The following is a 22,112-nucleotide window of genomic DNA, read 5'->3' as shown; positions in this document are numbered from 1 at the left end:
GGCAACTAATGACCAAGCACTCTTTATCATACGAGATAATAAAAGTTTATGCCATTATAATAACAAAGTTTTTGTGCTAGAAATCAGCTTTATTTAGCTACTATTTATAAAATTTTAGTGAAATAGACCACTATCCCACCTATAATTAGATTATTCCACTAGATAGATGATATTCGATGTTAAATAATCATACGAACAATGTTTTACCTATAGATATTGATGCTACCGACAAACAGTTATTACGCTTACTACAAACCCAAGCACGTATGAGTATTACCGAGCTTGCCGAGCAGGTGAATTTATCGGCGACCCCTTGCGCGCGCCGTATCAAACGCTTGGAAGAAGCAGGTATTATCACCGGCTACCATACCCAGACCGATGCGCAAAAGCTTGGCTATCCTTTAGCCGTTTTTATTGCGATTAGTATGGATCGCCATACTGCAGATCGCTTTGAGCTTTTTGAAGAGAAAATCCAAAGTTTTGAGGAAGTGGTGAGCTGTAGTATCGTCACCGGTCGCACCGAAGACTACTTAATCAAAGTACGGGTGCGTGATATGGCACATTATGAGGAATTTTTATTGCATAGGCTCAATCGTATCGAAGGCGTCGCTCAAGTGCATACCAGTTTTGAGCTACGAGAAGTCTTTAGCCGTAGCGTGGTTTAGTTTGACTGCTTTTGAGCTTGACGCTGAAAAAAGAAAACTAAAACCAACCCTAATAATAAACCGCTAGCCGCGACCAACAAACCCGCGTTAAAATTATCCTGTTTCCCTGCCAGCGCTACCGTGACCAGCGGCCCTATGAACTGCCCTATGGCATAGGCCAAAGTTGCCAGTCCAATCAGCAAATTTGAGTAAGCGGGATTGATATTTTTAATCAAATTAAGCGTCATTGACACCATACCGACAAAGGTCAAACCTAAAATCACCGCATTACCGTACAAGCCAACGGCGCCATCAAACCATAGCGGCAAACACATGCCAAATGCTTGCAACAACGTCAACCCCATCAAGGTTTTACTTTCGCCAATACGCTTGGCAAGCGCGCCCCAAATAGGGTTTGACAACATGGCAAAGATACCAACCACTAGCCAAATCAGTAGCCCTGCATAGCTTTGTGCCGTCAGGCGCTGCGTTGCCATGACTGGCAAAAAAGTCGCCGACGTAATATAACCAAACCCCGCCAGCACATAACTTGCCGACAGTAATGCAATCGCCTTACTATGACCAGCGGCCGCTTCATATAACGAACGTTTAAAATTACGATAAGCTTGCGGTACAGATAGGCGTTGATTGCTGCGGTTTAATTCGGCAGGCTTCGATTTGAGAACCTTTTGCTGAAAGGATTGTAAATTAGAAGACGTGGATTTAGATGAGTGTGAAGCGGACGAAATCAAGCTTTGCGGTCTGATAGCATAAAGTAGCCATAATAACGGCAGACTGATAATTCCTGCTACCAGCCAAATGATATCAAAATGATAACCGAGCGTTAATAGCCACCAAGTCAAGACGGCAGAGGCACTGATACCGACGCCAATCCCCGCATAGTGCAAAGCTGAGAGCACTGAGCGGCGCTCATCACTAAAGCTTTGAATCACCAGCGATGAGCTTAAAATCATCGCCACCCCACTGGCGATACCTGATAGCAGCCTGATGATATACCAGCTATTCAATGACAGATTTGGCACCACCAATAGCATGGTAGTCACGATGCTGACGGCTGTCCATGTTATGAGCATTTGCCATGTCAAACGCTGAGGCACAAACATCGCAATCAGCGCCCCAATAAAATAACCACTATAATTGACCGAGGCCAGCCAACCTGCAATGACCGTCGTTAACGATAATTGCGTCATGATATCAGGTAAGGTGGCGGTAAATAAAAAGCGCCCGAACCCCATCACTACTGCCAGACAATACAACCCTATGCAAGCAATCGCCGTTTGATGAGTAATAATAGTAGCAGCACGGCTTTTAAGAGCAGTCATCATGACAGAGCCATTTTGTGGCAAAACGCCCACAATCCTTTGTGTTAAAAAAAGCCATACCTAACCAATTAAAAATAGAAAAACGTCTCAATACAACACTTACTGCTATCACGTGCTTACTACTAAGAAATATTGCGAATTGGATTGCTTGCTTGTTCAGCTGCTTCCGTCTGCCCTAGCATTTGCACGCGCTGATCGCTAAACATATCCATGTCAGGGGCAAGCGTGCGCATAAAGCGATCAAAATAGAGCATTTGCTTGGTCAATAAGGCAAAGTCGCGTGGGAAATGAATGCCATGACGCTTGCCGACCTCAACAATCTCTAGCATCATTTTATTTAATTCATCAGCTTGCTCTTTACTATTGAAAGGCACGCCGCTGGTAAATGCTTTGTCTTCTGCCATAATGGTTTTCATCATACGCTGCAAATCATTGCCCAATGCCGCGACCTCAACTTGATTGCCGCCATGAGTCATTTCCATATCAACCATATGGCGCGCCATGGCTTGATAATCACTGTCTTGCATTGCTTGCATCATACCCATGCAGGCGCGCCAGCTTTCCGCTTTTAATTTACCAACGATACCGAAGTCTAAGAAACCAATACGCCCATCGGTTAATAGCATCAAATTGCCCGCGTGCAAATCCGCATGGAAACTATTACAGAGCATGAGACTGGCAAACCAAGTATTAAGGGTATCTGCCATCACTTGCGCCGGATCATTACAATACTGACGCATGGCGGCTTCATCTACCATAGAAACGCCGTATAAGCGGCTCATAGTCAGCACGCGCTTGGTGGTCAGCTCCTCATAGACAGTTGGCGCAACGACGCGTGTATTTCCTGATATCGCTAAAAATTGCTGAAAATCGCGGATATTTTGCGCCTCAGCGATAAAATCGGTTTCGGCCAGCATCCGCAGACGAATCTCATCGATGATTGGCGCAATACTGGCAAAGCGCATTGAAGGCATTAGGAGCTCAACCAATTTAGTCACGCCATGTAAGACGCCCAAATCCGTTTGCATAATGGTTTCAACGCCAGGTTTTTGTACCTTTAATACCACTTCATCACCATTATGCAATCGCGCGGCATGCACTTGGGCAATAGACGCTGAAGCGAGTGGTTTTTCGTCGATATAAGCAAAAATCTCTTCAAGCGTCAGGCCAGTGGCGGCCAGCTCTTCTTTTAATACCTGTTCGATATAAGTGTAGGATAATGGCGTCGTTTGATCCAAACAGCTCTGAAACGCCTCTACATATTCACGTGGAAATAATGACGGCGTACTGGCAATAAACTGCCCGATTTTTATATAAGTCGTGCCCAATTGCTCAAAGGTTTCTTTTAACAGCATCGCATCAGGTTTTTCACCCTTTGCAACTCTCAGTGCAGACAAACCAGCAACGCTTGCGGTTTGGCGCACACGATTAACGACATTAAAGGTATGCTTTAATAAATGCGGACGATGAATTTTCATAAAAAAACAACTATGGTAATAAAAAGGAGGTTATGAGGATAGGAAGAGTTAAAAAGCTTGAGCAATTTGCTAATGTTTGGCACAAATCGGACAATGCACATCTTTGCGATAGCCCATCAGTCGTTGCTGCATCTGGCTACCATCCCATATTAACAGCTTATTTGTCAGTGGATTTTTGGTTAATCCTAGATATTGTAGCGCTGCATTGGCTTGCAAGTTACCCATAATAGCGGGCGTAGTGGCGAGTACCCCTGAATTGGCACAAGTACGTTCATCCGCCGCCGCATCGTCTGTTACCGAACCAAAGACGCAATGATAGCAGCCGGTATTTAAGTGCGGCTCATATAGTGCCAATTGTCCTTGCATGGCTATCGCTGAGGCGGATAATAACGGAATCTGGTAACGCACACTAATGCGGTTGATGATATCGCGAGTGGCAAAATTATCCGTGCAGTCTAAAAGTAAGTCAGGCTTACCAGATGCCATCTCAAGCAGCTCATAAGCATTGTCTTCACTCAATCTGGCCACTGTCCCACGCGCCCTAACCAAAGGGTTAATTTTGGTCAGCATATGAGCCGCTGTCAGCGCCTTAGGTTTGCCAATATCTTCAGGTAAAAATAGCGTTTGCCGTTGTAGATTACTGGCTTCAATCACATCATCATCAATCAGCTGCACTTGCCCAAGCCCCGCCCGCACTAACATCTCAGAAGCAGGACAACCGAGACCGCCTGCCCCAATCATCACGACTCGCGAGGCTTTTAAACGTAGCTGCGCATCGATATCCCAGCCATCAAGTAATATCTGCCGCGCATAACGCAGCAGTTCTGCATCTGTTAGCTGCCCTGTTTCTTTGGAGTGCGTCATACTTTCTACCACTATTTTTCACCACAAGTTATAAGCAAAATATCCATTATTAAAAACCTATTCTTAAAGACTCACCTTTAAAAACGTACTCTTAAAAACCAATTATAACAGCTGAGCTAAAGTCACCCTGTCATTACCGCTAAAGTCCTGCACAGTATGAACAGACTCAAAGCGATTGTCCAAAAATAGCTGACGAACCGCTAAACCTTGATCAAAACCATGCTCAATTGCTAAAAGCCCCGCTGCATTCAAATATTGCGGTGCCTGCTTAACAATAAGCGCTATATCGGCAAGTCCATGATTGGGGGCGCTTAAGGCGCTAATCGGCTCGGCGACCAGTCTTGCTAAATGCTCATCTTCTTCATCGATATACGGCGGGTTGGATACAATCACATCAAATAATGGCTCATCCTGAACAGACAGCGCCTCATACCAACTGCTTTGGATAAACTTAATATCAGCAGCAACCTCATTTACCACTGCATTATGCCTAGCCACTTTTAACGCCTCTAGCGATAAATCAACGGCAACCACTTGCCATCTCTCAGCCTTATTGTTTGGCTGACGCTTATTTAACTCATGCGCGAGGCTAATCGCTATACAGCCTGAGCCAGTGCCCAAATCTAAGAGACGCTTTGGTTTATTATCGTCATCGTTGCGGTTTGGTTGAGCGTTTATCCAAGCTAAAACTTGTTCAATCAGTACCTCAGTATCGGGTCTCGGTATCAATGTATGCTCATTGACTGTAAAATTCAGCGACCAAAATTCTTGCTGTCCCGTTAAATACGCCAAGGGCGTGCCCTGCTGCATCTTAGTCACACCCGCATAAAATTGCGTAAGCTCGCTATCGGTCAGTTGATAGTTTTCATCCGTGATTAAAAAAGAGCTTGGCTGCTCAATGACAAACAACAGCCAATCCGTGAGCCAAAACGAGGGCAAATGACTGCTTGCAGCTGCATTCGTCAATTGCTGAATTTTTTGTTTTATTTGCCCAATGGTAGCTGCTGTCATAGATAACTCGTAAAATTACTGTTTACTAAATAAGCCTGTTGAACTGGCCATATGTCATGCATTAACTACTCTGAAGCGCGGGGCGGCTCTTTATTTAATTTACCATCACTGCTGTCATTATCGCCATAAATGTCGTCGTTACTACCAATAACAACATGTTTGTCAACCAAATAAATCAGTATCAATACAGGGATACCAATTAAAAAAGTAATCAAGAAAAAGTTTGCAAAGCCCACGTTATCCGAAATACCACCAGAATAGCCCCCGAGCACTTTGGGGAATAATGTCATGAGTGAGGAGAATATCGCGTATTGTACTGCAGTAAATTTCACAGAAGTCAAAGCAGATAAAAAAGCAATAAAAACCGCAGTAGCAAAACCAGCTGCTAAATTATCAATTACTACGGCCAAATACATATAATTCATATCGCCTGGATGATAGGTTAACAAGATGAATAATAAATTGGTAGCGCTAGAGGCGATAGCACCAATTAGCATCACGTGCATCATTTTCATTTTTTGAGCGATGAGGCCACCTAAAAAACCCCCTGCAATCGTCATAAACAATCCAAGAAATTTGACTGCATCCGCAATTTGAATTTTGGTAAAGCCCATCTTAGCGTAGAAAACGTTGGATAAATTGCCTGCGACGATATCTGACACACGGTAGAAACCAATAAGTAGTAATAACAGTATCGCTTGCTTACCATAACGACGGAAGAAATCCGCGATAGGATCAACCCATAATTGTTTGGCAACCAATTTTTTGGCTAGTCCAACAGCGATAAGTACATAACCAACACCCATTGCCACTGCTAAGCTACCCAGTAATCTGACCACCTCCAATACAAACTTCAAAAACACCCCTTCAGGGCTCTCAAACACTTTACCAATAAAGACAAAAGCAGCGATAAATGCTAAAACAGACAAGATAAACAATAATAATATTCTAATATTGTCATTACGTGTCTGCACCACTGAGGCGACTTTATTGAGTATCTTAGGTTGGTTTAAAATAAAATATATCAATAAAAATGGCGCACATGCGACCACAATTAAGAAATACATGTTGATCGTTGGGACAAATTCAACAGGTATTAAGGTAAGCGGTATGTCTAATATTCTAGTAGCAAAGGTGCTGATAAATACGGGCAAGCCGTAAAGAATACCGGGAATTAATAAAAAAGCGGCATAAATAGAAAACACTTTTAAATTTCTTTGTTGCTTATTTAGCTCCACTGTTTCGGCAGTAGGCTCATAAATGGCAAATGTAGTTAGCAGACCAACTGACATAACGGCCATCATTGTGTAGTAAGTATTACGCCACGCTTCATAGCTATAAAATTCTTCTGAAGAGCCAAAATAAGTCGCCAAATAAAGCGCGCCTGCCCCAGCAACAATCATCCCAATACGATAACCAGCCACATAGATAGAAGATAACGTTGGCTGTAATTCAAACCCTGCCAGCTCAATTCTGTAGGAATCCACCACAATATCTTGTGTAGCAGACGAAAATCCCAACAAGACTGCGCCCAGTGCCATAACCCAAAGAACATTTTCTATTACAGGATTAACACTTGCCATGATAAAAATAGCAATCAGTACCATAAGTTGTGATACAAACATCCATGCACGACGACGACCTAACCACTTGGTCAAAAACGGCAATGGCATAGAATCAATTAATGGCGCCCAAATAAATTTAAAAGAATAGCCGAGACCTGCCCAACCAAACATCGTGATGACACCTGTTTCAAGACCTGCCTCACTCAGCCATAATGATAAGCTCGAAAAAACCAGTAAAATAGGCACACCAGCGGCAAAGCCAAGAAAAAGCATAATCATGACACGAATATCGGAAAAAGATCGCAACGCATCAAGCCATGATTTTCTGGCAATCGGTTGATCAGGCGTTACAGGTTGGACAGCAGACATAATAACTCACCAAAACTTGAGACAAAAGAACACAACTGCGCACAATTTTTATCAATCATTTCTTATTGATTATAGATAAAAAGGATCGATAAAAATTGCTCAGCGTTGTATAAAAACCATCGTTAGCACAAAATTGAATTATGGTACTTGAGAACGCTAACCTTGACTAGATGTTTTTGCATTAACTTAATAACCATAGCATTTGGCAACACCGTTTATTTCAATACGGTAACGTCGTGTATCAGTAGCTCACCCAAACATTAAAACAATCTTTCTTTCGTTGTCTATTGCTTTAAACACCTATTGTCAATTTAAGAAAAATAAATTACTATATATTCCGAATTAGTATAAATTCATAGCCATTTATTATATACGAGAATAATAACTTTGATTTACACTAGCGACTTATTGAATGCTTGTAGTTTTTTATTTTTATATACAGACGAGGTTTGTATATTTATACATAGGGTTAAATGATGGCAATCGACGTAGTGGTCAATCAGCGGCATCTACAAATCCAGCTCAAACAGTTGGAAACAGTGTGGCATACGGTAATCAATGGCTATAATTTGAGTCAAGCAGCTACCGTGCTGCATACCAGCCAATCGAGTCTATCAAAGCATATCGCGGCACTTGAGAACCAGCTTAAAACCGAAGTGTTCGTGCGCCAAGGCAAACGTCTAACAGGGCTGACGACCATGGGCACGGCACTCATGCCGCATATCGAATCTATCTTTGCTGAAATCCGGACCATCGAAAACCTCAGTTTGGATTTTAATAATCCCAATATTGGCACACTGACCATTGCGACCACCCATACGCAAGCGCGTTATGTATTGCCAAAAGTGGTCAAAGAATTTAAAGATCGTTTCCCTAAAGTTAATTTAATCCTGCAACAAGCGGATCCCGAGACCATCGCGCAGATGGTTATTCGTGGGCAGGCGGATATCGGCATTGCGACCGAATCCTTGTTGCACAATGATTATCTACGCTGCTACCGTTATTACGACTGGACGCATCGGGTTATTGTACCGAGCGACCATGAGCTGGCGGGTTTAGAATCGATTGATTTGCCAACCCTTGCCAGCTACCCGATTGTCACTTATCACGGCGGCTTTACGGGACGCGGCGCGATTGACAAAACCTTTAGCGACGCAGGACTTGAGCCTGATATTGTACTCGCAGCTCTTGATGCCGACGTAATTAGCACTTATGTTGGACTGGGATTGGGCATTGGTATTATCGCTGAAATGGCATTTGAGCCAAGCCATTATCATAATTTAACCGCCATTCCTGTCGATCATTTTGGACGTTTTACCAGTTGGATGGCGGTACGTGATGATGCAGAAATCCGTCAATACGGACGCGCCTTTATGGAACTATGCCAAAAGCAATTTAGTCAGTAGCTTTGAATGTAGTGAGTAGCTTTTTAAAACTCAGCACTTAGGCAATGAATAATAACTTCAAGCATTCTGCTTAATCATGATTTCTTTGATAAATACAAATGGCACCGTTCTCAATAGATAGCGGTGTTTTTTTGCTCTTATACATGCTGCGAACTATTACGATTTGTTATTATTTTAAGGGCTGACCTTTATATTCTCTATAACTGCCTCATCATATGAGCTATTGAATCATCAGCCTGCTTTTTATTCCTGATATTTAAAAACTAACTATAAAAACGTCGTTGCAAGGCGACCGCATAAAAATAGGTGAATCATGAGCAACACAATTCCATTATCATTTTTAGACTTAGCACCCGTTCCCGAAGGCAAAACCATTGCTGAAGGCATTGCCCAAACCGTTGCTATCGCGCAGCAAGCAGAAAAATCTGGCTTCAACCGCTATTGGATGGCCGAGCATCACAATATGCCGGGTATCGCTAGTGCGGCGACGTCGGTGCTGTTATCGCACATCGGTAGCCAAACCAAGCGCATACGCATCGGGGCTGGTGGCGTTATGCTGCCCAACCATGCACCGCTTATCATTGCTGAGCAGTTTGGTACCTTGCAGGCGTTATACGGTGACCGTATCGATTTAGGTTTAGGCCGCGCACCAGGTACCGATGGTGCAACATTTCAGGCGCTGCGCCGTCAAATGCAAGATGCCGATCGTTTCCCGCAAGACGTCCAAGAGCTTATGTATTTCTTAGGTGATGGCACCGATGACAGTCCTGTGCAATCATTCCCAGGGGCGAAATCTAATATTCCTATTTGGATACTGGGCTCGTCTCTTTTTGGCGCCACTCTAGCAGCGCATTTAGGCCTACCCTATGTGTTTGCCTCGCATTTTGCGCCGCAGATGATGGCACAAGCGATTAATGCCTATCGCGAACAGTTTAAACCATCAGCGCATCTAGATAAGCCTTATGTAATGCTGGCGGCTAACCTGCTACTGGCTGACGACGATGCAACGGCGCATTATCACTTTACCTCAGCGCAGCAAAGCTTTGTCCGCTTGCGCCGTGGTGAGCGTGGACAAATGCCTATGCCAACTCATGATATGGACAGCATCTGGAGCCCTGCGGAAAAAATGATGGTAGACAACGCTTTATCGGTGTCATTTGTTGGTTCTGTCGAAACGGTCAAACCAAAACTGGCAGAATTTATCGCAAAGTATCAACCAGATGAGCTGATTGTCACTGCCAACGTTTACGATCAAGCAGCGCGTCTGCGTTCACTGGAACTTACATCTGAGTTAAACTTGTTTACTTTACAATAACCCGCGCCGCTTGCATAATTATTGATAAACCTTAAGGAGATTATGGTCATGGAACCTTCTGCCTTTATCGGCTCATCAATATTTTTATACATCGTCGCTTTTATTGTGGTCTTGATTATTGGCGGTTATTTGACGTATCGTGTTAGCCCTAAACGCAAACATCGCCGCGTGAATAATCATGATAAAGACAATGTGAGATAACGACAATAAATCTTAAAAGTCCCCTTTTCTAATTTAAAAAGGGGACTTTTTTATAACGACTGTTTTTATTTTTATTAAAAGCGAAAGCATTTCTCATATACCTAACATTATTATCGATGCTATATCCACCCTAATCCGCGTAATATCGCCGCACCAATCGCCATACCAAACATTGCCACCACGGTGGTAAATGCTAAAATATTGGCCGCCAATATATCATTACCGCCCATGGCTTTCGCCATCACATAACTGGCCGCCGCCGTCGGTGACGCCACCATCAAAAACAGCACACCCATATGCACGCCTGATAAGCCAAAACCCAATCCGACTGCGATAGCGATTATAGGCGCAATCACAATACGTCCAATACTGGCTTGCATGGATAAACCTGACGGATGCAACATCGACTTTAAATCAATACTTGCACCCGCGCAAATCAGCGCCAATGGCAATGCCACCGCAGCTAGTAAATCGCCAGTGGTATGAATGACGCCGCTAATAGGCGGCAGCGGCAGGGCTTTATAAGCAAAAGCTGCGACCAAGGCGATAATCAACGGATTGGTAAACAGTTTTTTGACAATCATTATGCTACGACTGACCCATGTATCGTCGGCGCTTTTGGACACCCGACTTAAGGTAATGACCGCTAAGATATTAAATAATATCGTCACCACGCCCATATAGACGGCACCAATACTTAAACCCTGCTCTCCATAAGCGTTGGCGACGGTTGCCAGACCGATAATCGCCATATTACTGCGAAAGATACCTTGTACAAACACCCCTTGGTCGGCAGGCTTATCGACAAAAGCCTTGGCATAAATCTCTGCGCCTATAAACAAAATAAAGGTCACAACAATACCAGCAATGATTAAAGTCATTTGTTTGGCATAATCGACCTCGCTATCAACCACGCTAAAAAACAGTAAGCACGGTAAACAATAATTAAAGACAAAGCTGGATGCTTGATCGATAAAAGCTTGGCTTGCCTCACCGCGCCTTTGCATAAAAAAACCCAACCACATCAAAACAAGGTTGGGCAATACGATGGTAATGGCAAAAATAATAGCAGCGGTCATAAATAAGCTCAGGTTATGAATATATCCAAAGCTATATTGTTAAATAAACAGCAATGGTGAGTAGGTATTTTAAAATGGGTTAGCTTGGATAACGGAAAGCTATTTTATTATAGTGTATATAACGCCGCTATTGCTGCTTTGAATACGAGGGCGTGTTCTCAATTCAATCGATATATATCTAAATGGGCTAAAAATGGTTAAAACTTTAAAATGAAAACACGCCTAATCAGACTTTTTCACCCACTTGCCGTCCGAGTTTTTCTCATAACTGTTTTCGACAGCGGCCCATGCGGTAGCAAACCAGCGTGATTCATCGTCATATTGTTTACTGGCGCTATTGAATGCGGCCAAAAAGATTTCTTGCGCGTGCTTAGGCAGATTATCTTTTACCGAATCGGGTAATTCAGACAATTTATCGTAAGGCATATCATTACTCCTTGCTAATTATTTTTCTTTTATCCTACTCTTAAACGAGCACGTCTTAAATTATCAAGTTTTAAATCAGGAAACTGTTTTGAAATTGTTAAGGTATTTGCCATAAAGAAGCCCGTAACGCTTTGTCATTACGGGCTTCTTTTATAAACACAGTTTAAAGCTTTAAGATTTGCTAAACCATTATTATGAGTTTAACGCTGCTTGGGCTTTTTTCTGCTTCTTGACGGTCATCGCCAATAGCTGAATGGCGGCAGGCGTGACCCCGCTGATGCGTCCCGCTTGGGCAAGCGTGGCAGGACGAATTTGCGCCAGCTTTTGCACAATCTCATTGGACAATCCCGACACCACACTATAATCAAAATCCATTGGCAAGGCAGTATTTTCCAAACGCTTCATCTGATCGATATCTTCTTGCTGACGGTCAATATAGCCGGCGTATTTAACAGAAATCTCAATCTGCTCACCGACTTGGCTATCAACCTCTGAACCAGTAATCGCCGCGATATCAGTAAAATGTATTTGCGGACGTTTTAATAAATCATACGCAGTCGATTCTTTAGACAGCACCTCGCCTGTCTGCGCCGTGACTTGCTGACCTAAAGCATTAGCAGGAGTTGCCCAAATATCTTTAAGACGCGAGGTTTCGGTAGCAACGGCTTCCATTTTTTCTTGATAAGCCTGCCAGCGCACATCATCTACCAAACCAAGCTTGCGACCAGTCTCAGTCAAACGCTGATCAGCATTGTCTTCACGCAGTAGCAAACGATATTCGGCGCGGCTGGTAAACATACGATATGGCTCAGTGGTACCATGCGTAATCAAGTCATCGACCAGTACGCCAAGATAGGCTTCATCGCGGCGCGGCGTCCAAATATCAAATTCACTGTTTTCACAGGTGATCAATGCCGCATTAGTGCCGGCTAATAAACCTTGGACGCCCGCCTCTTCGTAGCCTGTTGTACCATTGATTTGACCGGCAAAGTATAAGCGGTCGATTGACTTGGTCTCAAGCGTTGGTTTTAGGTTCTGCGGATCAAAATAATCATACTCAATCGCATAGCCGGGACGCGTGATGTGTGCGTTCTCTAGACCCTTCATACTATGGATAAAGTCTAATTGCACATCAAACGGCAAGCTGGTTGAGATACCGTTTGGATATAGCTCATGCGTGGTCAAACCTTCTGGCTCAATAAAGATTTGATGGCTGTCTTTATCGGCAAAACGGTGAATCTTGTCTTCAATTGATGGACAATAACGCGGCCCAACGCCTTCGATTTTGCCTGAGAACATCGGTGAGCGGTCTAGGTTTTCACGGATAATGTCATGGGTGCGCGCATTGGTATGGGTGATATAGCAATTGACCTGTTCAGGATGCATGGACACATCGCCCATATAGCTCATCACCGGCAGCGGTGTATCGCCTGGCTGCACTGTCATCACGCTAAAGTCAACGCTACGCGCATCAATACGTGCTGGTGTACCGGTCTTTAGGCGACCCACCGGTAATTTCAATTCGCGTAAACGATCTGCAAGCTTGATAGAAGGCTGATCGCCTGCGCGTCCGCCTTTTGAATTCTCCAAACCAATATGAATGACACCGCCTAAAAACGTTCCTGAAGTCAGCACCACAGTTTGGGTGTTAAAAACAATCCCCGTTGCCGTCACAACAGCGGTCGCGCGACCATTTTCGACTAAGATATCATCTGCTGCTTGTTGGAATATATCAAGATTTGGCTGATTTTCTAACGTATGACGAATGGCGGCTTTATAAAGAATGCGATCCGCTTGCGCACGCGTGGCACGCACGGCAGCACCTTTACGACTATTAAGCACTCGAAACTGGATACCAGATTTGTCAGTCGCCAGTGCCATCGCACCGCCAAGCGCATCAATCTCACGTACCAAATGCGACTTACCAATACCACCAATCGCAGGGTTACAGCTCATCTGCCCTAGCGTTTCAATGTTATGCGTCAAGAGTAACGTTTGCGCACCCATACGTGCGGCCGCCAAAGCTGCTTCTGTGCCAGCATGACCGCCGCCGATCACTACCACGCCGTAATTTTTTGGGTATTGCATGTATGCCTCACTTGACTCTCGACGCAACCGTGAGCGTGATGCTATGTCAAATAGCATGGCTGCCGGTCAATAAGCGTCAGTCGAATTTAAAAAAGAGATAACGACTCAGATGAGCCATTAAAGATAGGTAAAATAGCCGGTAATTATAACAATTTTTTACCGTTTAAAAAACGTTATACGAAAAACTATTTAAATTAACTGCTATTGCCATTAATCATAAAGGTGCATCAATAAAAGCTTGATAAACCTCGAATGGATTTATTTACCAGGGCTGAGCGGTACAATACGGTCAGCCTGCCCACTTGCCAGCATATGGTGGCTGCCGTAAGCTTCTGGGTTAATCTGCAAATAGGCATTCATCTGCCCAATAGCGTCGCCGTCATTGGTCGCCAAGATTTGCTCTTTAATCATCTCAACTGGCGGCAATGGCAAGTTTTTTAGCAAGGCCAAACGCTGAGCGTTATCACCCTTTAGCACAACCATCTCAATAAGTTGCCGCGCATCGATGGGTAAATCAGGGGTGTTTTGTGCCAATAATGCCAAATGATAAGCACCAGCTGCATCTTGATCCGCGACGATACGCTGCTCAATGGCAATATAAGTCGCTTCAGTTGCGCCGCCTGCTACGCTAAGCTGATGGATACATTTAAGGGCAGAATTTGGCTCATTGCCCGCCATATCGATTAAACGGGTTGATTCGTTTTTTAAATACTCGCGGCGTTTTTCGATAGCCGCTTGTTCAGCCGCCTCCTGCTGCTCCGTTAATTCTGTATTTGGTAATTCGGTGTTTGCTAAGTGATTACTCATATAACTCTCGCTTTTAGGCAAAATATATTTATCTTGGACACTATATGGGGCTAAAAGCGATAAAAACAATAAATTGCATAGACAATAAAAAACCCGAATAGCCTTTCTTCATGAAGAGAAATGGCTATTCAGGTTTACTTTGCTGCAATTTCTAAATGATTTATTGAGGCTTATTAACTGCCCAATAAAAACGCTTAACCATTAAGCAGCTGGGCTATTGGCTTCAACCAAAGGTTTTAGCTCGCCTGATTGGTACATTTGCAAAATGATGTCTGAACCGCCCATCAATTCACCGTCAATCCATAATTGCGGGAACGTTGGCCAATTAGCAATCTTCGGTAACGTAGCACGAATTTCTGGGTTTTCTAGAATATTAACATAAGCAAACGGGCGGCCAATTTGGGTCAAAACCTCAATCGACTTAGCAGAAAAACCACACTGTGGAAACTGCGGTGTGCCTTTCATATAAAGGATGACTTTATTGTCTTTGATTTGATCACGAATCAGCTGTTCAACATCGTTTGCAGCAGTATTTGGGGTTTGCTCACTCATAAAAGCTCCTATTTATTAAAACTATTATCAAAAAAAGATAGGTCACGCTAAATTTGGCCTGTGGCTGCTACATGGGGCGATTGCCGTTTATTGCAACCATCATGACTCACTACTAAGCCATTAGGGATTAAACATTAGGCATATTAGCATCTGAAACGTTAACATCAGAAATAGTATTGCTAGCCATATTGTCGTCAGACATCATCATATTTGGTACCAATAATACCACGGCATTGGCCATGATACCCTCTTGGCGACCGGTAAAGCCCAGTTTTTCAGTCGTTGTGGCTTTAATGCTGACATTACTCACAGCTGTTTGCAAGTCACTGGCGATATTTTCGCGCATCGCCAAATTATAGGGTGCCAATTTTGGGCGCTCACACATCACCGTGATATCAGCATTGCCTAAAGTATAACCGGCAGCTTGGACTTTACCATACACATAACGGAGTAGGACGCGCGAATCCAAGCCGGCGTGCGCCGCATCGGTATCTGGAAAATGCTGCCCAATATCCCCAAGTGCCAATGCGCCAAGCAGCGCGTCAGCAAGCGCATGGAGCACCACATCGCCATCAGAATGTGCCAGCAAACTATGGGTATGCTCTATCGGCACGCCCGCCAGTATCACGTATTGCTGCTGCTCGCCCGTATTATGAAACGCATGGACATCGATACCTTGACCAATTTTTATCATTATTATTCCAAGTGAATTACTAAGTGAATGAAGAGTGATTAAAATAATTTAGAACCGCTATCTAAATTTCTAAAGCGCTTTTAGACAACATGAGCGTGCATAGCTCGCCACCGCTTACGATTAACTGTTATAATATGACGCTTATTTTATCACAATACCCAGTCCAAAATACCCCGTCCAAAAAATGAGATGACCTTATCCGCTGACTAAGTCTATCACTCTTAGTCTTTTTATCGATGAATAGGGGCATTTTATACTTTGGGTAAGGTATAAATTGTTGAGCAATTCTATGTCAGCCACGCCAAACACCTCAAGTCTACCCGTTTCAGACGCTTTTAGCATCCATCGTCCTTTGACGCTTGCCAATATTGACAATCCTAGCAGCAAGCACGTCATCGTTGGTATGTCAGGCGGCGTCGACTCTTCCGTATCGGCCGTTTTGCTTCAGCAAGCAGGCTTTAAAGTGGAAGGTCTGTTTATGAAGAACTGGGAAGAAGATGACGGCACCGAATACTGTACGGCGATGGACGACCTAGCAGATGCGCAAGCGGTATGTGACAAAATCGGTATCAAGCTGCACACCGCCAACTTTGCAATGGAATATTGGGATCGCGTTTTTGAGCATTTCTTAGCAGAGTACAAAGCTGGACGCACCCCAAATCCAGATATTTTATGCAATAAAGAAATCAAATTTAAAGCGTTCTTAGATTATGCGTTGACCCTCGGTGCTGATTATATTGCCACTGGTCACTATACGCGCCGCAGCGTGAACTATGAAAATAACAACGGTGAAACCGTCGCCCAGCTCTTGTGTGGACTAGATAATAATAAAGACCAAAGCTACTTCTTACATGCGGTCGGCGGCGATAAAATCGCTAAGACGCTATTCCCGGTAGGCGAGCTTGAAAAACCAGTCGTGCGTCAAATCGCTGAAGAACATGACTTGGCGACGGCTAAAAAGAAAGATTCTACTGGTATTTGCTTCATTGGTGAGCGCCGTTTTAAAGACTTTTTACAACAGTACTTGCCAGCACAAAAAGGCGATATCGTCACCGACGACGGTCATGTGATAGGTCAGCATGATGGCTTGATGTATTATACTTTAGGTCAGCGCGGCGGCATCGGTATCGGTGGCGTCAAAGACCGTCCAGAAGAGCCTTGGTTTGTACTAGCAAAAGATTTGGCTAAAAACCGTTTGATCGTCGGTCAAGGTCATGAGCATCCGATGCTGATGAGTAATGAGCTACAAGCTTATAAGCTTGACTGGGTCGAAGGCTTGCCGCCTGCCAATATTTTTAGCACGGAAGGCTTACGCTGTATGGCAAAATCTCGCTATCGTCAGCCCGATCAGGCCTGCCGTGTTTACGCGCTAAATGATGATGGCAGTGAAGTCCGTGTGGTATTTGATGAGCCGCAACGAGCCGTTACGCCTGGTCAATCAGCGGTATTTTATATCGATGAGGTGTGTCTTGGTGGCGGTGTGATTGCCGCTATCGATGCGCCTTGTGGGTTTTGATTTTAAATAACTTTCAACCTTTCTTCATTTTTGCTTATTTTTAACACTTTTACTCCTGTTACTTTTGACAACTATTTGAGGCATCACTATGACTCCACTTACCGCACTCTCTCCAATCGATGGCCGTTACGCATCTAAAGCCGACAGCTTGCGTCCTTATCTATCTGAATTTGGTCTGATTAAAGCTCGCGTTACCGTCGAGATTCGCTGGTTACAGTCATTGGCAGATAATAGCGCAATTGGTGAGTTGGCAGCGTTTGATGCTGATACCAATGCCTTTTTAAACAGCATCGTTGACGACTTTAGCGAAGCGGACGCGCAAACGATTAAAGATATCGAAGCGACGACCAACCATGATGTCAAAGCGGTTGAATACTTTATCAAAGACAAATTCCGTGGTAATCAGCAGTTAGAAGACAGCTTGGAGTTTATTCATTTCGCTTGTACCAGTGAAGATATCAACAACTTGTCATACGCATTGATGCTAAAAGACAGCCGCGAGATTGTGGTTGCAAAAATGCAGCAAGTGACCGATAGCATTGTTGATTTGGCGATTACTCATGCTGACCAGCCAATGCTATCACGCACGCACGGTCAAACTGCAAGTCCAACGACTTTGGGCAAAGAGATGGCAAACGTCGCTTATCGCTTAGCCCGCCAAATCAAACAAATCGGTCAAGTTGAGCTACTCGGTAAAATCAATGGCGCGGTTGGTAACTATAACGCGCACTTTTCAGCCTATCCTGATGTTGATTGGCAAGCACACGCTGAGCAGTTTATTGACCAGCACCTAGAGCTAACCTTTAACCCTTACACCACTCAAATCGAGCCGCATGACTATATCGCTGAATTGTTCGATGCGGTCAAACGTTTTAATACTATATTAATCGATTTTAACCGTGATATTTGGCAATATATTAGCTTAGGCTATTTTAAACAGCGCCTAAAAGATGGTGAAGTCGGCTCTTCTACCATGCCGCATAAAGTCAACCCCATTGATTTTGAAAACTCAGAAGGTAACTTGGGTGTGGCGAATGCAATGCTCGCTCATTTGGGTGAAAAGCTACCGATTTCACGTATGCAGCGCGATTTATCAGACTCGACTGTACTGCGTAATATCGGTGTTGGCTTAGCGCAAAGTATGATTGCTTATGATGCGTGCCTAAAAGGCGTTGGTAAACTTGAATTGAATGCACAGCGTTTAAATGACGACTTAGATAACGCGCAAGAAGTATTGGCTGAGCCGATTCAAACGGTCATGCGTCGTTACCGCGTTGAGAACCCGTACGAAAAACTCAAAGCCTTAACCCGCGGCAATGCCATGACGCGTGAGGCCATGCTAACTTTCGTTGAAAGCGATGAATTATCTGCGGTTTCAGATAGCGATAAAGCGCGCCTACGTGAGCTGACGCCTGCGACTTATACTGGTAATGCCGCTGAGCAAGCTCGCACGATTAAAGACTGGATTGCTAAGCTTTAATCTCTGATCAAGCTTGAAGTAGCTAGCGGACATATTTTGAAATAGATATAAATGAGTAGGACTGCCTATTCATTTATATTAAGAAAAACATTAACCTTACCTAATATTACTTGTCTTAAAAGACAGTTAGTTAATGGGTAAGGTTTTATTTTTTATCTTTTTTATCATCGTCATCACTGTCGCCCGGTATGATGGCTTTACCGACCGCCACTGTGCCTTTGACCACGCCTTTGGTGGTTTTATAAGCGATTTTAGCTGGCACGGTCACAACCTTGTGCACACAAGCTTGTAATAAAAATACGCTGGCGATAATAACGATAAAATGTAATTTTTTCATAAACTTCCTACGATTGATGAGGTGTTCTGACAGCAACTATTCATACGGTAATACTCGCTATCAGCTAGGCGATAATCATAAACTATTAAAACTTTCCTATAAAGCATCTCTTGTTATTTCTCTTATACCCATTTTTAGACATGGATTTATCAATGACCACAATTCCTCTTTGCTTGCCCGACTCTATCACGCCTGAGCAATTTTTAAGTGAATATTGGCAAAAAAGACCGCTCCTTATTAAGCAAGGCTTACCGCAGCTAATTGGCATGTTTGAGCCAGACGATATGCTTGGTCTTGCTATTGAAGAAGACGCGGCTGCACGCCTGCTCACCCAAGCCGCTACTAAGCAAGACGGCCTAGCGCAATGGCAACTTAAAAAAAGTCCCTTAACTGAAAGCGATTTTGACAATTTACCTGAACAATGGACGGTACTGGTACAAAACCTTGAACAATGGTCGCCTGAGCTCGGACAATTGTGGCAAGCGTTTGATTTTATCCCGCAGTGGCAACGCGACGATATCATGGTGTCTTATGCGCCAAAAGGCGGCTCAGTCGGCAAGCATTATGATGATTACGATGTGTTTTTAGCGCAAGGCTACGGTCAGCGTCGTTGGCAGCTTGGCAAATTTTGTGATAAAAACACTGAGTTTGTCGCCGATGAGCCGATTAGATTGTTCGATGATATGGGCGAGATTATTTTTGATGAGATATTAGAAGCGGGCGACGTACTTTATGTGCCGCCGAAATTATCACACTTTGGCGTCGCGCAAAATGATTGCCTAACCTTCTCTTTTGGTTGTCGTCGTCCGAATTTGATGCAAATCATCGACAGTCTGGCTGATATTGCTACCAACGACAGCGATTTATTTATTCCAATGCTACTGCCACAAACACTACAAGCGTCGGGTGAATTGACAGCAAGCAGTATCGAGGCGATTAAAGACCAGCTCTTACAAATGCTCCAATCTGAGCGCGGCAACGATATCATTCGTCAAGCAGTATCCGAAGTTGTTAGTAAACGCCAGTATGATGCGCTGGTACCAGAAGAAACGCTAGATACTGATGAGTTGATGCAGGCCCTATCAGATGGCGCAACGCTACAAGCCGACTATAGCAATCGTTTGCTTTATAGCCAAACCAATGATGGCGTGACGCTATATGCCAACGGTCAGCGCCTTGATGGTTTGGATGCGGATGTGGCCGCTGTGCTAATGCGTTTGGCCAATGGTAAGCATTTACAAAGTCAAGATGTTAAAAATATTGACCCAGATGATTTAAGCGAATGGTTAGAGAATGGTTGGGTGTGGCTACAATATCCCGAATGATACGGTAGCCATAACCACTCAATAATTATGAGTGTTGTTGAAAAATTCACCTTGAAATAAGCTGGCTATTTGTCAGCTTATTTTATATTACCCCTTTTTTATACCACGCCTTTTTTATAACGGCTCATGCCAGCAATGACTGTTTCTTCAATCACTCTATCGTCGCCAAGCATCATCAGCACAAATAACTGCTCATCGTGTAATTTTGTCTGCATCATACGGCGCGCGAGTAGCTCTGTCGCGCCCATGTCTATTATTACAAAATCCGCTTCTTTATCAGGCATAAAGTTACCGATTTTATCGTCTAATAATAGCGACTGCGCGTTACCCAAAGTAATCTGATACAAGCCTTGATGCGCGGATAATGGGTTGTTTTGTAATTGTTGCACTTTATAAGCTTCCGATAACGTCGTCAGCATCGACAAACTGGTTCCTGCCCCTACATCGGTGGCGATACTAACGCCGGTATAACGTAAAGTCTTAGATAAATTAAACAAACCACTACCCAAAAATAAATTGGACGTTGGACAATGGGCAATTTGCGTCCCAGTATCACGCAGCACCTCATACTCTGATGCTTCAAGATAAATACCATGAGCTAAAGTAGTTCGCCTTCCCAGTAACCCCAAATCATGATAAACGTCGAGATAGCCCGTATGTTTGGGATAAAGCTCACGTACAAAGGCAATTTCAGCCAGGTTTTCGGCCAGATGCGTTTGCAGATATACACTCTCATAGCTGCGATATAACTCACCAGCCATTTGCAGCTGTTTTGGCGTCGATGTGATGGCAAATCTTGGCGTAATCGCCACATGTTGACGACCGTGCTCGTGCCATTTGTCAATAATATTTTGCGAATCGCGGATACCTTTCTCAGTCGGTACACACAAATGCTCGGGCGCATTTTGATCCATCAGTACATTACCGGTAATCATGCGCGTATTTAGGCGAGTACTTTCTTCAAAAAACGCTTCAACAGACTCAGGATGACTGGTCGAAAACACCAAAGCGCTGGTCGTACCATTGGCAAGCAGCTGGTTTAAAAAGAACTTTGAGGTATCATGCGCAACCTGTGGGTCACTAAAATTGGCTTCGGTGACAAAGGTGTAATTGTTGAGCCAATCAAGCAATTGCTCACCAAAGGCGGCAATCATATCTATCTGCGGATAATGCACATGAGTGTCAATAAAGCCTGGCATGATTAGCTTGTCTTGATAATCGTGAATCTCTACGGGCGCTTTGCTCTGTTGTGCGCTACTACTAGCATATCGCGCCATAATCACATTTTTACTGCCATAGTCTAGCACGTGACCGCTCACATCATCGACGACCAAAGCACCTTCGGCAATATACTCAGGATAAACATTAATACCTGCGATTACAGGGCGCAATATGACATTTTTATCAACCACTGGTAGTGTGGCATCATTGGCATGCGTATCATTAGTGCTTGTATCACTGCTGTTGGTGCTTTTTTCTCTCTTAGCCAGATTGTCTTCGGTTAGATAATGCAGCAGTCGTGCTTGATAAATATGTATGGTCATAAAGGCGTCTCACCTAAATAGAGTAAAAGGCAATAAAGTTTTACTGATAAATGTTAATTAGAAATAAT

The 22,112-nt window shown here is 43.8% G+C and carries 19 protein-coding genes and 1 pseudogene; 7 read left to right on the top strand and 13 right to left on the bottom strand.

The window, feature by feature from the left end:
* Positions 1-176 precede the first annotated feature (176 nt).
* On the top strand, positions 177-665 hold the full coding sequence (locus FOR85_RS04595; RefSeq protein ID WP_144296913.1) for an Lrp/AsnC family transcriptional regulator: 489 nt from the start codon (positions 177-179) through the stop codon (positions 663-665).
* On the opposite strand, the gene FOR85_RS04590 is transcribed toward FOR85_RS04595, so the two are convergent.
* The 5 genes from FOR85_RS04590 to FOR85_RS04570 all read right to left on the bottom strand — a co-directional run bounded on the left by FOR85_RS04590 (position 662) and on the right by FOR85_RS04570 (position 7,274).
* Positions 662-1,990, bottom strand: coding sequence for a YbfB/YjiJ family MFS transporter (locus FOR85_RS04590; RefSeq protein ID WP_144296912.1), 1,329 nt, complete (start codon positions 1,988-1,990; stop codon positions 662-664). The genes FOR85_RS04595 and FOR85_RS04590 overlap by 4 nt on opposite strands.
* Positions 1,991-2,109: 119 nt before the next feature.
* Positions 2,110-3,465, bottom strand: a complete 1,356-nt coding sequence (locus FOR85_RS04585; RefSeq protein ID WP_144296911.1) for an AarF/ABC1/UbiB kinase family protein — start codon at positions 3,463-3,465, stop codon at positions 2,110-2,112.
* 69 nt (positions 3,466-3,534) lie between these two features.
* Positions 3,535-4,329, bottom strand: a complete 795-nt coding sequence (locus FOR85_RS04580; protein WP_144296910.1) for a HesA/MoeB/ThiF family protein — start codon at positions 4,327-4,329, stop codon at positions 3,535-3,537.
* A 102-nt stretch (positions 4,330-4,431) separates the two neighbouring features.
* Entirely contained in the window at positions 4,432-5,340 is a 909-nt protein-coding gene (prmC, locus tag FOR85_RS04575; RefSeq protein ID WP_144296909.1) for a peptide chain release factor N(5)-glutamine methyltransferase, read from the bottom strand.
* Positions 5,341-5,405: 65 nt separating this feature from the next.
* Positions 5,406-7,274 carry an MFS transporter gene (locus FOR85_RS04570; protein WP_144296908.1) on the bottom strand — a complete coding sequence of 623 codons (1,869 nt, stop codon included), beginning with the start codon at positions 7,272-7,274 and terminating at the stop codon, positions 5,406-5,408.
* 476 nt (positions 7,275-7,750) lie between these two features.
* On the opposite strand from FOR85_RS04570, the gene FOR85_RS04565 reads away from it, so the two are divergent.
* The 3 genes from FOR85_RS04565 (at position 7,751) to FOR85_RS12615 (ending at position 10,196) form a co-directional block, all read left to right on the top strand.
* The gene (locus tag FOR85_RS04565; RefSeq protein ID WP_068408688.1) at positions 7,751-8,680 is read left to right on the top strand and encodes a LysR substrate-binding domain-containing protein; all 930 of its coding nucleotides are present in this window, start codon (positions 7,751-7,753) and stop codon (positions 8,678-8,680) included.
* Between the two features lie 313 nt (positions 8,681-8,993).
* Positions 8,994-9,995 carry an LLM class flavin-dependent oxidoreductase gene (locus tag FOR85_RS04560; RefSeq protein WP_144296907.1) on the top strand — a complete coding sequence of 334 codons (1,002 nt, stop codon included), beginning with the start codon at positions 8,994-8,996 and terminating at the stop codon, positions 9,993-9,995.
* Positions 9,996-10,043: 48 nt separating this feature from the next.
* Positions 10,044-10,196, top strand: a complete 153-nt coding sequence (locus tag FOR85_RS12615; protein ID WP_190295496.1) for a hypothetical protein — start codon at positions 10,044-10,046, stop codon at positions 10,194-10,196.
* A gap of 119 nt (positions 10,197-10,315) precedes the next feature.
* Here the strand turns inward: FOR85_RS12615 and FOR85_RS04555 are convergent, their stop codons facing one another.
* The 6 genes and pseudogenes from FOR85_RS04555 to ispF all read right to left on the bottom strand — a co-directional run.
* The gene (locus FOR85_RS04555; RefSeq protein ID WP_144296906.1) at positions 10,316-11,275 is read right to left on the bottom strand and encodes an AEC family transporter; all 960 of its coding nucleotides are present in this window, start codon (positions 11,273-11,275) and stop codon (positions 10,316-10,318) included.
* Between the two features lie 222 nt (positions 11,276-11,497).
* Positions 11,498-11,701 (bottom strand): ChaB family protein, encoded by a 204-nt coding sequence (locus FOR85_RS04550; RefSeq protein WP_068408683.1) that lies wholly within the window; start codon positions 11,699-11,701, stop codon positions 11,498-11,500.
* 192 nt (positions 11,702-11,893) lie between these two features.
* Positions 11,894-13,789, bottom strand: coding sequence for a tRNA uridine-5-carboxymethylaminomethyl(34) synthesis enzyme MnmG (gene mnmG / locus FOR85_RS04545; RefSeq protein WP_144296905.1), 1,896 nt, complete (start codon positions 13,787-13,789; stop codon positions 11,894-11,896).
* A gap of 258 nt (positions 13,790-14,047) precedes the next feature.
* Positions 14,048-14,596, bottom strand: a complete 549-nt coding sequence (locus FOR85_RS04540; protein ID WP_144296904.1) for a hypothetical protein — start codon at positions 14,594-14,596, stop codon at positions 14,048-14,050.
* 201 nt (positions 14,597-14,797) lie between these two features.
* A complete protein-coding gene (grxD, locus tag FOR85_RS04535) occupies positions 14,798-15,148 on the bottom strand; it encodes a Grx4 family monothiol glutaredoxin (protein WP_068408679.1) in 351 nt (116 codons plus the stop codon).
* Between the two features lie 217 nt (positions 15,149-15,365).
* Positions 15,366-15,842: pseudogene (gene ispF, locus FOR85_RS04530) on the bottom strand (2-C-methyl-D-erythritol 2,4-cyclodiphosphate synthase); the annotation flags it as partial.
* Between the two features lie 289 nt (positions 15,843-16,131).
* On the opposite strand from ispF, the gene mnmA reads away from it, so the two are divergent.
* Together mnmA and purB are read left to right on the top strand one after the other, a co-directional pair.
* Complete coding sequence (gene mnmA, locus FOR85_RS04525; RefSeq protein WP_144296903.1) at positions 16,132-17,358, top strand: tRNA 2-thiouridine(34) synthase MnmA; 1,227 nt, start codon at positions 16,132-16,134, stop codon at positions 17,356-17,358.
* Positions 17,359-17,446: 88 nt separating this feature from the next.
* Complete coding sequence (gene purB, locus FOR85_RS04520; RefSeq protein WP_144296902.1) at positions 17,447-18,838, top strand: adenylosuccinate lyase; 1,392 nt, start codon at positions 17,447-17,449, stop codon at positions 18,836-18,838.
* Between the two features lie 145 nt (positions 18,839-18,983).
* Here the strand turns inward: purB and FOR85_RS04515 are convergent, their stop codons facing one another.
* Positions 18,984-19,175: an NF038104 family lipoprotein gene (locus tag FOR85_RS04515; protein ID WP_068408670.1), complete on the bottom strand. Its 192-nt coding sequence runs from the start codon at positions 19,173-19,175 to the stop codon at positions 18,984-18,986.
* A gap of 152 nt (positions 19,176-19,327) precedes the next feature.
* Between FOR85_RS04515 and FOR85_RS04510 the strand changes: the two genes are divergently transcribed.
* A complete protein-coding gene (locus tag FOR85_RS04510) occupies positions 19,328-20,500 on the top strand; it encodes a cupin domain-containing protein (protein ID WP_144296901.1) in 1,173 nt (390 codons plus the stop codon).
* A gap of 98 nt (positions 20,501-20,598) precedes the next feature.
* On the opposite strand, the gene guaD is transcribed toward FOR85_RS04510, so the two are convergent.
* Complete coding sequence (guaD, locus tag FOR85_RS04505; protein ID WP_144296900.1) at positions 20,599-22,044, bottom strand: guanine deaminase; 1,446 nt, start codon at positions 22,042-22,044, stop codon at positions 20,599-20,601.
* Positions 22,045-22,112 lie beyond the last annotated feature (68 nt).

Origin of the sequence: Psychrobacter sp. YGAH215, from assembly GCF_007280595.1 — a bacterium.
Lineage (GTDB): Bacteria > Pseudomonadota > Gammaproteobacteria > Pseudomonadales > Moraxellaceae > Psychrobacter > Psychrobacter faecalis.
The sequence above is the reverse complement of the archived record's forward strand: the minus strand, read 5'-3'. Positions and strand labels throughout refer to the sequence as shown.